This window comes from Exiguobacterium acetylicum (assembly GCF_022170825.1).
GTDB classification, from domain to species: Bacteria; Bacillota; Bacilli; order Exiguobacteriales; family Exiguobacteriaceae; genus Exiguobacterium_A; species Exiguobacterium_A acetylicum_B.
In genome coordinates, this window is the sequence record NZ_CP081878.1 from 2492244 (window position 1) to 2504541 (window position 12298).

Annotated in this window: 15 protein-coding genes and 1 pseudogene; 3 read left to right on the forward strand and 13 right to left on the reverse strand. The window is 48.4% G+C overall.

Annotated features, from left to right (window positions below; genetic code table 11):
- Positions 1-166: 166 nt before the first annotated feature.
- The 9 genes and pseudogenes from hisIE to K6T22_RS13115 form a co-directional block, all read right to left on the reverse strand.
- Positions 167-782, reverse strand: a pseudogene (gene hisIE, locus K6T22_RS13075) (bifunctional phosphoribosyl-AMP cyclohydrolase/phosphoribosyl-ATP diphosphatase HisIE).
- Positions 779-1528, reverse strand: a complete 750-nt coding sequence (gene hisF / locus K6T22_RS13080; RefSeq protein ID WP_053454147.1) for an imidazole glycerol phosphate synthase subunit HisF — start codon at positions 1526-1528, stop codon at positions 779-781. The pseudogene hisIE and the gene hisF overlap by 4 nt, the downstream one beginning before the upstream one ends.
- Entirely contained in the window at positions 1522-2226 is a 705-nt protein-coding gene (gene hisA / locus K6T22_RS13085) for a 1-(5-phosphoribosyl)-5-[(5-phosphoribosylamino)methylideneamino]imidazole-4-carboxamide isomerase (RefSeq protein WP_035396350.1), read from the reverse strand. Before hisA ends, hisF begins: the two co-directional genes overlap by 7 nt.
- Positions 2199-2786, reverse strand: a complete 588-nt coding sequence (gene hisH, locus K6T22_RS13090; RefSeq protein WP_029342451.1) for an imidazole glycerol phosphate synthase subunit HisH — start codon at positions 2784-2786, stop codon at positions 2199-2201. The genes hisA and hisH overlap by 28 nt, the downstream gene beginning before the upstream one ends.
- Positions 2783-3364 carry an imidazoleglycerol-phosphate dehydratase HisB gene (gene hisB, locus K6T22_RS13095; RefSeq protein ID WP_035396348.1) on the reverse strand — a complete coding sequence of 194 codons (582 nt, stop codon included), beginning with the start codon at positions 3362-3364 and terminating at the stop codon, positions 2783-2785. Before hisB ends, hisH begins: the two co-directional genes overlap by 4 nt.
- Positions 3337-4308, reverse strand: a complete 972-nt coding sequence (locus tag K6T22_RS13100) for a pyridoxal phosphate-dependent aminotransferase (RefSeq protein WP_238237707.1) — start codon at positions 4306-4308, stop codon at positions 3337-3339. Before K6T22_RS13100 ends, hisB begins: the two co-directional genes overlap by 28 nt.
- Positions 4308-5525 carry a histidinol dehydrogenase gene (gene hisD, locus K6T22_RS13105; protein ID WP_238237708.1) on the reverse strand — a complete coding sequence of 406 codons (1218 nt, stop codon included), beginning with the start codon at positions 5523-5525 and terminating at the stop codon, positions 4308-4310. Before hisD ends, K6T22_RS13100 begins: the two co-directional genes overlap by 1 nt.
- Positions 5522-6133 (reverse strand): ATP phosphoribosyltransferase, encoded by a 612-nt coding sequence (gene hisG, locus K6T22_RS13110; protein WP_053454150.1) that lies wholly within the window; start codon positions 6131-6133, stop codon positions 5522-5524. Before hisG ends, hisD begins: the two co-directional genes overlap by 4 nt.
- Complete coding sequence (locus tag K6T22_RS13115) at positions 6134-6955, reverse strand: ATP phosphoribosyltransferase regulatory subunit (protein ID WP_238237710.1); 822 nt, start codon at positions 6953-6955, stop codon at positions 6134-6136.
- A 122-nt stretch (positions 6956-7077) separates the two neighbouring features.
- On the opposite strand from K6T22_RS13115, the gene hisJ reads away from it, so the two are divergent.
- Entirely contained in the window at positions 7078-7872 is a 795-nt protein-coding gene (hisJ, locus tag K6T22_RS13120) for a histidinol-phosphatase HisJ (protein WP_238237712.1), read from the forward strand.
- A 36-nt stretch (positions 7873-7908) separates the two neighbouring features.
- Here hisJ and K6T22_RS13125 read toward each other — a convergent pair whose 3' ends face one another.
- The 3 genes from K6T22_RS13125 to hxlA form a co-directional block, all read right to left on the reverse strand.
- Positions 7909-8679 (reverse strand): hypothetical protein, encoded by a 771-nt coding sequence (locus tag K6T22_RS13125; protein ID WP_238237714.1) that lies wholly within the window; start codon positions 8677-8679, stop codon positions 7909-7911.
- 173 nt (positions 8680-8852) lie between these two features.
- On the reverse strand, positions 8853-9401 hold the full coding sequence (gene hxlB / locus K6T22_RS13130) for a 6-phospho-3-hexuloisomerase (RefSeq protein ID WP_238237716.1): 549 nt from the start codon (positions 9399-9401) through the stop codon (positions 8853-8855).
- A complete protein-coding gene (gene hxlA / locus K6T22_RS13135; RefSeq protein WP_047393348.1) occupies positions 9402-10037 on the reverse strand; it encodes a 3-hexulose-6-phosphate synthase in 636 nt (211 codons plus the stop codon).
- A gap of 204 nt (positions 10038-10241) precedes the next feature.
- Here hxlA and K6T22_RS13140 point away from each other — a divergent pair, with 204 nt between their 5' ends.
- Positions 10242-10607 (forward strand): transcriptional activator HxlR, encoded by a 366-nt coding sequence (locus K6T22_RS13140; RefSeq protein WP_238237717.1) that lies wholly within the window; start codon positions 10242-10244, stop codon positions 10605-10607.
- Between the two features lie 56 nt (positions 10608-10663).
- Here K6T22_RS13140 and K6T22_RS13145 read toward each other — a convergent pair whose 3' ends face one another.
- Complete coding sequence (locus K6T22_RS13145; RefSeq protein WP_238237718.1) at positions 10664-11173, reverse strand: GNAT family N-acetyltransferase; 510 nt, start codon at positions 11171-11173, stop codon at positions 10664-10666.
- 207 nt (positions 11174-11380) lie between these two features.
- Here K6T22_RS13145 and K6T22_RS13150 point away from each other — a divergent pair, with 207 nt between their 5' ends.
- Positions 11381-12274 (forward strand): zinc metalloprotease HtpX, encoded by an 894-nt coding sequence (locus tag K6T22_RS13150; protein ID WP_238237720.1) that lies wholly within the window; start codon positions 11381-11383, stop codon positions 12272-12274.
- Positions 12275-12298: the final 24 nt, after the last annotated feature.

The window sequence follows — 12298 nt, forward strand, 5'->3', positions numbered from 1 at the left end:
AACACCTACTTTCTGACTGAAAAACATACGACTATGTGTTTGATTATACGCCCTAAGGTGACGACATGCCTATCGAAAGATTCTGTCGATTTGATGACATATGTCATCTGTTTGTCTTTTCCCGCTTATACAAAAATCCACACCGCCTATGCGATGTGGATATGTCTTACCACTGTTCAATATCTGGGCGATCCTTAAACGTCGATTTTGTTCCGTGACGTTCATTGAGGACAGCTTCGACTTCTTTAAATGAGACACCACGGTCAGCAAGCAAGACCGTTAAGTGATACAGCAAGTCTGCTGTCTCTTCTGCTAATGTATCGTCGCCAGCGAGGACAACTTCAAACGCCTCTTCGCCGAATTTCTTCGCGATCTTCTCGTACCCGGAAGCAATCAAATAGTTGGTATAGGATTCTGCTTCCTTTGCATCAATCTTCGCTTTGACGGTCTGTTCCAGTTCGTATAACATTGGGCACCTCCACTTCCGTATAGAAACAACTGCGATTTCCGGTATGGCATGTTGGACCGTTCGCTTTGACCGTGATCAAGAGACTATCCTGATCACAGTCGATCCACATCCGTTTGAGTTCAAGCGTGTTTCCGCTCGTCTCGCCTTTCGTCCAGAGACGATTCTTCGTCCGCGAGAAGAAGGTGACGAGACCGGTCGCAAGCGTCTTATCATACGCGGCTTGGTCCATAAACCCGACCATCAAGACATCGTTCGTCTGCTCGTCGACGACGACGGCAGCGACGAGTCCTTTTGAAAAATTCAATGTCGTCATCGGACTTCGACTCCTCGTTCTTTGAGGTAGGCTTTCGTTTCCGGCATCGTGTACGTCGCTTCATGGAAAATCGAAGCAGCTAGAGCCGCGTCAGCCCCTGCCTCTAGTCCTTCCGCTAAGTGATCGAGTGTCCCGACACCACCGGAAGCGATGATTGGTACGTTGACGACTTCACGTAAACGACGGATCAAGGCGAGATCATAGCCGTCTTTTGTTCCATCAGCATCCATTGACGTAACGAGTAACTCCCCGGCACCGAGGGCAACCGCTTCCTGCGCCCACTCGATCACGTCACGTCCGACCGGTTGTGTTCCCCCGTGTGAGAAGACCCCCCATGAGTCGCCCGTCTGTTTCGCATCGATCGCGACGACCGTCGCTTGGACACCGAACAGGCGGCTAACTTCTTGAATCAGTTGTGGGTTTTGAAGCGCTGACGAGTTGAGTGATACTTTATCGGCACCGGCACGAATCAAGCGTTTTGCGTCTTCAATTGTTTTGATTCCGCCACCAACCGTAAACGGCATATAGATGACTTCTGCGACTCGTTCGACGATATCAAGCATCGTCTCGCGTCCTTCTTGCGTTGCTGAGATATCGAGCAGGACAAGTTCGTCTGCCCCTTGCTCATAATAGTATTTTGCGACGGCGACCGGGTCACCAAGATCACGTAAGTTCTGGAATTTAACCCCTTTGACGACACGTCCTTCTTTGACGTCAAGACAGGGAATGATCCGTTTCATCAACATACGCGTAACACCTCTTTTAAGGCGAGTGATCCATCAAGCAATGCCCGACCGACGACTGCTCCGTCCATCCCAATCTCTTTGAGACGCGCAACATCGTCAACTGTCGTCACCCCACCGGAAGCAATCAATTCGACCCCTTCCCGTTTTAAACGATCAAGTCCATCAACGTCCGGTCCCATCATCATCCCGTCGCGCGAAATGTCTGTATAGAGGAACGTCTTGATGCCTTTACCGATCAAGTGCGTCATCGCTTCTTCGAGCGTCCAACCGCTCGCTTCGAGCCAACCTCGTGTCTGAACGATGCCTTCTTTGGCATCTAACGCAACAGCCAGTTTATCACCAGCGAGGGCGATCATCTGCTCGAGTAACGCTTCATCCTCAAGGGCAACCGTGCCGACGAGAATCCGGTCGATCCCGGCACCGACGTATGCTTCAACCGTCTCGATATTGCGGACACCACCACCCGCTTCAACAAACAACCCGGTCTCTTTTTTTATGTCGGCGATCAAGCTCAAATGTAACGGTTCGCCGGCTTTTGCACCGTCAAGATCGATCAAGTGAATCGCAGTCGCCCCGTCTTCCTTGAAACGCTTCGCGATTGTCAACGCATCACCGAAGAATGTTTGTTGGTCAAAATCTCCTTGCTTCAGGCGTACCGCCTGTCCGCTCATTAAATCGATTGCTGGGTAGAGTTGCATGTCGTCTCTCTCCATTCCTTCAGTAGTTTCAGTCCGACTTCGCCACTCTTTTCCGGGTGGAACTGCATTCCCGTGACTTGTCCTTTTTGAACGATCGCTGGGACGAGACGTCCGTATTCAACCGCGTCAACGATCCATTCTGGGTCACAGACGGCACCATACGAGTGGACGAAATAGACGGCTTCGCCGTGGTTCGTCAATTGGTGCCACCCCATGTGTGGTAAGCGAACATCGCTCGGTAATTTTTCAATCGTTCCCGGTAAAATCCCGAGTCCTTCCGTCAGTCCATCTTCGTCACTGGATTCAAAGAGTAACTGCATTCCGAGACAAATCCCGAGGAACGGTTTCTTTTCGGCTTGTTCTTTTAAGAAGTCGACGAGTCCCGTTTCCTTTAGGCGCTCCATTGCTGGCGCATAGGCGCCGACACCCGGTAAGACGAGTGCCTCTGCTTGGTCGAGCAACTCTGTGTCACTCGTAACGATGACCGCTTCGCCGAGTTCTTTTAACGCCCGCTCGACGTTCGCGATATTCCCGACGCCATAATCGACGATTGCTATCATTGATCAATCAACCCTTTCGTAGACGGTACGCCTTCACTCGTCACGGCAACTGCCTGACGGACGGCCCGACCAAGTGCTTTGAACAACCCTTCGATCATGTGATGTGTGTTCGAGCCATACAAGACTTCGGCATGAATCGTCATCCGGGCACTCCGTGATAACCCTTGGAAGAACTCTTCTGCAAGTTCTGTATCAAAATCACCGAGCTTCGGATTCTTGAAACTAGCACGGAAGACTGTAAACGGACGACCACTGAAATCAAGCACGACCGACGCGAGTGTTTCATCCATCGGTACACGTGATTCGCCGTAACGTTCGATCCCAGCTTTATCACCGAGCGCTTCCGTCAACGCTGCCCCAAGGACGATCGCCGTATCTTCGACCGTGTGGTGCGCATCGATCCACGTATCGCCTTTTGCCGTTACCTTCAGACCGATTCGTGCCTGAAAGGCGAATAATGTCAACATATGATCAAAGAATCCGACACCGGTCTTAATCTCAACCGGACCTCCTGCGAGATCAACCTCAACCTTGATGTCTGACTCTGCACTTACTCGTTCGCTTGCGCCACGCCGCATCGTAATTCCTCCTCTACACACGTTTCTAATACTTGCATTGCTTCCGGTGATCCACAACTGACACGGAATGCTTGGTCAAACAAGCGGATCCGTAATCCGGCGTCTGCACAACGCTGCGTAAAGCGTTCAGCTTCTGGATACTCGACGTAGACGAAGTTCGCTGCACTCGGATACGTCTTCCCGATTGGAGCGAGAATCCGCTCGATCGCTTCGCGACTCGCATAAGTCTCGTCTAAGACCCGATCGAGTTCTGGTTCTGCCATGATGGCGATGCCGACAGCTGCTGATAGACCAGAGACGTTATAAGGTGATTTGATCTGTTCGATTTCTTCGATGATTTGTTCGCTCGCGATGACGAAACCAAGTCGAAGCGATGCGAGTCCGAACGCTTTTGAGAGTGTCCGTAAGATGATCGCTTTCGGATACTCTTCTAGTAGATGAAGCATCGACTGTTCGAGCGCGAAGTCGATATACGCCTCATCGATGACGACGTATTTACCACTGTCGAGCAAACGACGGATGTCTGCTTCCTTGCGGAGGACACCGGACGGATTATGCGGGTGACTCAAGAAGATGATCTCACCGGGTGCTTCGATCAATCCGTCGACGTCAAGCGCCATCTCGTCGAGTAACGGTACCCGTTCGAACGGTGCCCGTGCCCGGTCAGCGTAGAACTGGTACATGACGAAGTCCGGTTCTGAGGCAATGACTGGCATACCGGGTCCCCCGTAACGGGCACATAAGTAGCCGATCAACTCATCCGAGCCGTTTCCGGCGACGAGTTGCGTCGGACGGACACCAGCGTACGTCGCGTACGATGCCTTGACTTGATCGATGATCTCAACAGGATATTCGTTTAATGGGAACGTTGCGATCAATTCCTGAATCGCTTCGATCCCAGCTGGACTGTGGGTCGTAAATCGTTCGTTTTGGTGTAATCGCATTAGTCTTCCCTCACTTCGATAGCTTGTGCGTGTGCTTCAAGTCCTTCAACTCGAGCAACGGTCTTCGCTGCGTTCGCGAGACGTTGTACGCCTGCGCGTGTTGCTTCGAGCATCGTTTGGTGACGTAGGAACGTCCGCGCTGATAATCCAGACGCAAAACGAGCTGTCCCGGATGTCGGTAAGACGTGGTTCGTTCCGGCGACGTAATCGCCGAGCGTTTCCGGTGTCTCATGACCGAGGAAGATCATCCCGGCGTGACGGATCGACTTGACGACCTCTTGCGGATTAGCAACCGCGAGTTCCAAGTGTTCCGCTGCGAGACGGTTCGCTTCTTCAATCGCTGTCTCGAGTGGGGCGACAAAGACGCCACCGTTTTCCATTGCTCGACGGGCAATCTCTTGACGCGGCAATTGTTGTAAGCGCCGCTCGATCTCTGCATCAACGGCTTGTTTCATCTCTTCTGTCGGCACGAAGGCGATAGCGACAGCGTCACGGTCGTGTTCAGCTTGGGCAAGTAAGTCAGCTGCGATCCGGTCCGGATGCGCCGTTTCGTCAGCAATGACGACGACTTCCGACGGACCGGCGACCGAGTCGATGCCGACGATGCCGTAGACTTGGCGTTTCGCTTCGGCAACGAAGCGGTTTCCCGGTCCGACGATCAAATCGATGGCTTGGATGCTTTCTGTTCCGAATGTCAAAGCGGCGACGGCTTGCGCTCCACCGATTGTATAGATTTCTGTCACACCAGCGATGCGTGCTGCAACGAGAACCTCGTCACTTAAGTTCGTCATCGGTGTCACCATGACGACGCGTTCAACACCAGCAACTTTCGCTGGAATGGCGTTCATCAAGACGGTCGACGGATAACTTGCTGCCCCACCCGGTACGTAGATCCCGACTGAATCAACGGGAACGAAGCGTTGGCGTCGTGTCACGTCTGCTTCGACGAGTTCGATGTCCGACGGTAGCTCCTGCTCGTGCCACTCGACGAGTCGTGTTGCCATCAACTTCAACGAGTCGATCAAGTTCGCGTCTGCCTGTTCGAACGCTTGTGTGATTCGTGTCTCACTGAGACGGAAATCCTCAAGATCGACCTGATCGAATTGCTTCGTGTAATCGCGGACAGCAGCGTCACCGTCTGTTGCGACGCGTTCAAGAATCGCGCGGACCGCGAGCTCCGTGTCGCGATCGATGCTGAAAGGTTTTGTCGGTGTCATGATCGTGTCACTCCTTCTGTCAATTGCTCAAGCAAGCGGATAACTTCAACCCGCTTCCGTTTTAACGTCCATTCGCTCGTAAAGAATCGAGCGCTGATATCGATGATTTTCTCGTATTCGTTTAGTCCGTTCGCGCGTAACGTCTCACCTGTCTCGACGATATCGACGATCGCGTCAGCAAGTCCGAGCAATGGTGCTAGTTCGACGGATCCGTTCAACGGTACGATGTCGACGTCGACACCAAGTTCGCTGAAGTAACGTTTCGCGATGACCGGATACTTCGTCGCGATCCGGACGCGGCGCCCACCTTCAAATTGCAAGGGCTCCTTCGCACAGACGGACATTCGGCAGACACCGAACGGCAATTCTGTCAGTTCCGATAGTTCTTGATCCGATTCAAGTAAGATGTCACTCCCCGTGATCGCGACATCAAGAACACCTTGGGCAACGTACGGGATCAAGTCCGATCCTTTCATAAAGACGAATTCGTGCTCGCCCCGTTTGACGATCAGTTCACGTTCAATGGCTCCCCATGTCTCGACGCCAGCTTCTTTTAGATAACGTTCTGTCGCTTTCGACAGCCGTCCTTTCGTAATTCCGATTCGCATTTAGAGCACCTCCGCCAACCGTTCGACCGAGAATCCGATGCCGAACGCCTGTTGTTCTTGTCCGAATTGTTCATAAAGCCGGTCGTAGCGTCCACCGACGAGGACCGGTTCTGTTACACCTTCGATGAAACCGTGGATCGTGATCCCGTCATAGTACGTCTGTAAGCCCATTTGACCGAAGTCGAGATCGGCATTGACGGCTTCCGAAAGATCAAGCACGGCATTGAGTCGTGTCTCGTCAACATACGGTAGAATCGTCTCTGCTCCTTCACGTCCGAATAATAAAGGAAGTTTTGCAAGCAACGCATCATCGAGTTGACCCGCAATCCGCTTCAGTTCGATGACGTTACGTAAACGGAGCATCTGTGTCACTTGGTCACGTAAGTGGTGATCACCGACGCGCGTCTCAATCAAATGCTCGATCAACCCGGCATCGCCGATTGAGAGTGTGACTTCTTTTCCTGTCAGTTCCTCAACGAGTCGGACCGCAAGCTGGATCGCTTCGACTTCTGCGATTTGTCCCCGTTCCTCAAACCCGACTTGGAACTTCTCTTCCGGTTGAAAGACCGAGCCACTGTAGAAGACACGTTTATATTGTTCGCGACCGCGTTCGCTAAGGGCACGCGCGACACTCGTCGTAAAGTCCATCCGAATCTGTTCCCGTCCACCGATTTCCTCAATTAAAGGGGTGATTAATCGGGTATAGTTAGATTGTTCGAGTCCATCTTCGAGCTGACGGATAACCCGTTGAAGCCGCGTTGCCGAGGCACCGACGTAGTCAGTCGCTCCATCCTTGAGTCGAATCGTAGAAAATGATTGCATACTCCCACTCCTTTATCTTATTATCACTGTACCACGCTAAATTATTTAACGATAAGATACCGCGTTTCGGGCACATTGTCAATCGCTTTGCTTGCCAATTCTAAAAAATCGGAGGGTTTATCATGCAATTATTGAAATGGGACGGTCACGTCCACAGTCCATATTGTCCACACGGTACGAAGGATCCACTCGAAGCCTACATCGAGCGTGCCTTAGAGCAAGGCTTAGAACGAATCAGCTTCACGGAACATGCCCCTTTACCAGAAGGTCTGACGGATCCCGCGCCGGATAACGATTCCGGAATGTCGTTCGCGACAGCCGATGCCTACCTGAAGGAATTGACGCAACTACGCGAGACATATAAGAACGAGATCGATATCCGGATCGGGATGGAGTTCGACTACTGGGAAGGGCATGTCGATGGCACACGTGACATCATCGCCCGCTACGCTGACGTCTTGACCGACGGCATTCTCTCACTGCACTACTTATATATCGATGAGCAGTACTATGGCGTCGACTTCAGCAAGGAAAGCTTCGGTGAGATCGTCACGAAACTAGGGAGCGTCACAGCCGTCCACGAACGGTATTATGAAGGTATCCAAGCCCTCGTCATGACGGACCTCGGTGCACACCAGCCGAAGCGCCTCGGTCACTTGACGTTACCGACGAAGTTCATCCAAGCCTATCCGCTTGAGTCGAATCCGTCGAACCTCGACGACACGTTACGGAAGATTCGTCAGGCGAACTTCACACTCGACGTCAACACGGCCGGACTTCGTAAGCCGTTATGTGGTCTTTCCTATCCTTACCCGGAACTCCTGCAAGTCACGCAGTCGTTATCGATTCCGCTCGTCTATGGATCAGATGCCCACCTTGCAAAAGATGTCGGTGCTGATTTCGACTTCAAATGGTAAACAAAAATCCGGATGCCGCAGCGTCCGGATTTTTATTTAGGAATACGGAAAATCAGTAGAGTCGACAGGAGCAATCGATCGTGCTAATTTTTTTAATTGTGCTAACGATACGTTACCGGACAGGAGAACGATTTGATTGTCCTCGACGTAATAAAGGTTCGCTCTCTTTTGTTTTTGCTGGAAGTAAGCCGTCTGTCCGTTTGCAAGCGTCGTTTCCTTCCAGTCCTCGCCTCGAACATCTTGCTTCGGAACAACGGTTAGAAGAATCATTTGAGACTTCGTGTGGAAAAACCAAGTCCTATCGTCTCCATTAGGAGTTGAACTACTGGCAATCGCTTGGAATGTTGAGAACGGTAAATTCAAACCGCGAGCAGAACTACTCTTCTTAATATTTTGAACGTCGTCATATACGACGCCTCCTAAAATCCAGTTCGTCTCTTGCTTGGTATACTCTAATACAGCAAGACGGTTCGCGCCTTTTGGGTAATGCAGCGTCACGTAAGCACGATTCCCGAGGGCGATACTGCTCCAAATATCGCGTTCAGTCGGGTACGCTTTCGTTCCATCTTTAAAGTAAATCGTCACGTGACGACGAAAATCCGCTTCAAACGAATCCTTTTCTGAAAAGTCCTTCGCTTTGATGCGTTGCACGATGGCATCGGGATTATCTACATCTTCAGCAGTATTATCCTCGATCCAGTGTGATCTAAGCTGATTCACTGGTGGACTTTGGTCTGGTTCCGTACAACCCGTCAAGATACTTGCAGCGAGTAAGGCACTGATTACACCAATCGATTGAAATCGCATGACAATCTCCTTTTCCTCTTTTTTCCTTTCTTTTAGTATCGCATGCTTATGGATTAAGCTTTTAAAGAAACTGCGAAAAGAGGGGAAGAAAAATCTTCGAATGTATAAATTTCTACATACAAAAAACAAACTAGCTCCCTTCTATTGAAGAGAACTAGTCTGTTTCGTGTGCATCATTCTAGATTGGCGTGTTTCCCGTACATCGTCTGCGAATCGAGCTGTTTGTCTTCCATGATTTGCAGAATCAAGGCATCATAGAACAACAACATCGTCTGTTCGAACAACGATCCCATCGGTTGAACCGTCTCGTCCGCTGATGCCGTTCGTTCTTTTGAAACTCCAGGCAGTTTGACGATCAAGTCGGCTAATCGTGCTAACGTCGACGTTGGATTGATCGTGACGACGGCAACGGTTCCCCCGAGTTGCTGTGCTTTTTCGACGATTGGAATCAATGTTTTCGTCTCACCTGATCCGGAACCGACGATCAACAAGTCACCCTTGCGTAAATTCGCCGTGACCGTCTCGCCGACGACATACGCGTCGAGTCCCATGTGCATCAGCCGCATGACGAACGCTTTCCCCATCAAGCCGGAGCGACCAGCTCCTGCGAGAAAAATTCGGTTCGCTTGCAGCACAGTGTCTGCCAGTTCTTTTGTCTCCGTCGCATCGATTGCTTCAACTGTCGAAGTCAGTTCTTCGATAATTGTTTGAATGTGTGTCATTTACGCCTCTTGCAGCATCCGGTGCATCGTTGACGCTGTTTCTTGTTTATCGTCTTGTCCTGTGATTCCTCCACCGACGATGATCAGATCAGGACGTGCAGCGATGACTTCCGGTAACGTCTCCATCTTAATGCCACCCGCAACAGCTGTTTTTGCGTTCGTCACAACCGACTTGATTGTCGCAAGATCCTCAAATGAGTTTTGACCGACCGCCTGGAGATCGTAACCTGTGTGGACACAGATGTAGTCGACGCCTAACGCATCAAGTTCTTTTGCACGTGTTGCGATATCTTTCACAGCAATCATATCGACGAGAATCTGTTTGCCTGATTTTTTTGCTTCTTCGACTGCCCCTTTGATCGACATGTCTTCAGCAGCGCCAAGGATCGTCACGATGTCAGCACCGTGTGCGACAGCTTGGCTGACTTCATAGCCAGCAGCATCCATGATCTTCAAGTCAGCGAGAACCGTTAAGTTCGGGAACGCCTCTTTCATTTCTTTGACGGCGCGAAGCCCTTCGTTGATGACAACCGGTGTGCCGATCTCAACGATATCTAAATTGTCTTCCCCGATTTCTTTGACTAAAGCGATTGCACCTGCTGTATCGACTAAATCAATTGCGAGTTGTAATTTCATTTTGTATCTCTCCCATTCTTCTCTGTATTGTCGTACCTGACACTTCCTTCCGACGTTCAAGAAGGAACAGGACTAAATATAATCCGCAGGAGCATTCTTGAGAAGTACGCACTTTTAATTTACATAGTGCGGTTTTTCATACATAGTGCGGAAAAGTATACTGTCGACCGGAAGAAAGTCTATACTGGAGCAGGAGGTGGATCGATGCCACATTTTGAAGACCGTCAGTTTAATTGTGAGAAGGAACTAACCCTCTCAATCATTGGGGGAAAATGGAAGATGCTCATTCTTTGGCACTTAGGCAAGGAAGGAACGAAACGCTTCGGAGAACTGAAAAGTCTGATGCCCGGCATCACGCAACGGATGCTCGTCAATCAACTACGGGAACTCGAAGACCACCATATCATTCACCGAGAAGTCTATCCGGTCGTACCACCTAAGGTCGAATACTCGTTGACATCGCACGGACATAGCTTAATGCCGATTTTAGACGCGATGTATGACTGGGGTAAGGATTATGCGAAAAATGTTCTTGAGATCGATTTCGAACAACATAAAATATCGCAATAAAAAAGATGCTCATGGTCTCGTCTCTTTTTAGAGATAAGTCCACTGAGCATCTTTTTTTAGTGTTCTTCCGTCGTATAGATCTTCGACATCGCCAGTTCATCGACGTATTCGCCATCGATGAAGAGTGATGCGATCCGTGTGCCTTCGATGTTGAAGCCAAACTTATGATAGAGCTCGATTGCTCGCAAGTTGTCCTTTCGAACCGTCAACTCGAGTCGGATAAGACCTGCTTCAATGGCAAAGGTATCAACCGCTTCAAGTAGACCCGCACCGAGTCCACGACCCGTATAGGCATCGAGCAAACCGATGACAAGATTCGCCCGGTGACGGATCCGACTCGGCTCACCACCAACGACAAGCACATACCCGACAAGTTGTTCGTCAACATCCACGACGAAAATATCTGAGTTCGCAGCCTGACCGAATTTCTCGATGAACGCCTCTGCCTGTTCCGTCGAGAGAACACGTTCCTCTGGCTCATACAGCATATATTTCGTTTCCCGATCAATTCGTCGCATCAAGTCCGATAAGGACTTTCCGTCCATTAACGTGGCACGTCGTATCATAGGTTTCAGCTCCATTCCTAATCTATATTTTTACAATACTCTTCCGTGTATTTTTTTGCTAAGTAAAATTTTAAATCAGAATTTTTATAAGTACATAAGTTAATAAGTAATCCTAAGAGAAATGATTTACATATAAAAATAATAAATTGTAAAATTTTATAATTAGCATTATCATATTACTATCTAAAACCAATTAGGAGGAATTTTATGGATTCAATAAAAATAAATAGTGGATTATGGAAAAGATTATTTCTATTTAGTTTTTTAAACATCTCTCTTATAGTTACATTATTATTTATTACTAATGGCGATATTATTGGATTATTACCTTTTTTACTCATTTATTCGTGTACAATGCCTTTTGTAAGTTTACTTTTTTCAAAAAGATCTGCCAAAAAGGCATTTAATTTATTTGTTTTTCAAGATGATCAACATTACAGCCCAGAATATGAGTGGTATTTCCAAACTACACATCAACTTGCTACAAAAGCAGGGTTTAAAAAAATGCCTGAAGTAGCAATTTATGAATCCTCTGATATGAATGCTTTCGCAACAGGAAGATCAAAAAATAGTAGTTTAATTGCTATTTCATCTGGATTACTACATAAAATGGATTCAAGTGGTATTGAAGCAGTTATTGCGCATGAAATTGCTCACATTAAAAACGGAGATATGGTGACACAAACACTTCTTCAAGCTTTTATAAATATTTTATTAGCTACAATCTTACTACCAATCACATTTTATAAATGGGCTTCAATTTTAATTTCAGATAGAGATACTGAACCATTTGTTTGGTTAATTTGGCTTTTGGAAGCCGTCGTAACTTTAGTACTTTTATTTTTTGCTAATCTAATCTTAAAAATGTATTCACGAAAAAGAGAATTTGGAGCTGACTTTCTGGCAGCTCGGTTAACAAACCCTCAAAAAATGATGTCAGCTCTTCAACAACTACATGGCGAACCGGATTTGTTACCATCCCAAAGAAAATTCGCGACTTCTCAATTCAACGGAAGAAGAAAATGGTTAGAGCTATTTTCTACACACCCATCAGTAAATAAAAGAATAAAAAATTTACAAAAAAAATTCAATTTAAATTAAAAATAATTTATTAAGAATTTTATA

Excerpts from the sequence above, each read along its gene's own strand:
- hisF (WP_053454147.1), bottom strand. The coding sequence starts at position 1,528 with ATGTTGATGAAACGGATCATTCCCTGTCTTGACGTCAAAGAAGGACGT.
- hisA (WP_035396350.1), bottom strand. The coding sequence starts at position 2,226 with ATGCAACTCTACCCAGCAATCGATTTAATGAGCGGACAGGCGGTACGC.
- hisH (WP_029342451.1), bottom strand. The coding sequence starts at position 2,786 with ATGATAGCAATCGTCGATTATGGCGTCGGGAATATCGCGAACGTCGAG.
- hisB (WP_035396348.1), bottom strand. The coding sequence starts at position 3,364 with ATGCGGCGTGGCGCAAGCGAACGAGTAAGTGCAGAGTCAGACATCAAG.
- K6T22_RS13100 (WP_238237707.1), bottom strand. The coding sequence starts at position 4,308 with ATGCGATTACACCAAAACGAACGATTTACGACCCACAGTCCAGCTGGG.
- hisD (WP_238237708.1), bottom strand. The coding sequence starts at position 5,525 with ATGACACCGACAAAACCTTTCAGCATCGATCGCGACACGGAGCTCGCG.
- hisG (WP_053454150.1), bottom strand. The coding sequence starts at position 6,133 with ATGCGAATCGGAATTACGAAAGGACGGCTGTCGAAAGCGACAGAACGT.
- K6T22_RS13115 (WP_238237710.1), bottom strand. The coding sequence starts at position 6,955 with ATGCAATCATTTTCTACGATTCGACTCAAGGATGGAGCGACTGACTAC.
- hisJ (WP_238237712.1), top strand. The coding sequence starts at position 7,078 with ATGCAATTATTGAAATGGGACGGTCACGTCCACAGTCCATATTGTCCA.
- K6T22_RS13125 (WP_238237714.1), bottom strand. The coding sequence starts at position 8,679 with ATGCGATTTCAATCGATTGGTGTAATCAGTGCCTTACTCGCTGCAAGT.
- hxlB (WP_238237716.1), bottom strand. The coding sequence starts at position 9,401 with ATGACACACATTCAAACAATTATCGAAGAACTGACTTCGACAGTTGAA.
- hxlA (WP_047393348.1), bottom strand. The coding sequence starts at position 10,037 with ATGAAATTACAACTCGCAATTGATTTAGTCGATACAGCAGGTGCAATC.
- K6T22_RS13140 (WP_238237717.1), top strand. The coding sequence starts at position 10,242 with ATGCCACATTTTGAAGACCGTCAGTTTAATTGTGAGAAGGAACTAACC.
- K6T22_RS13145 (WP_238237718.1), bottom strand. The coding sequence starts at position 11,173 with ATGATACGACGTGCCACGTTAATGGACGGAAAGTCCTTATCGGACTTG.
- K6T22_RS13150 (WP_238237720.1), top strand. The coding sequence starts at position 11,381 with ATGGATTCAATAAAAATAAATAGTGGATTATGGAAAAGATTATTTCTA.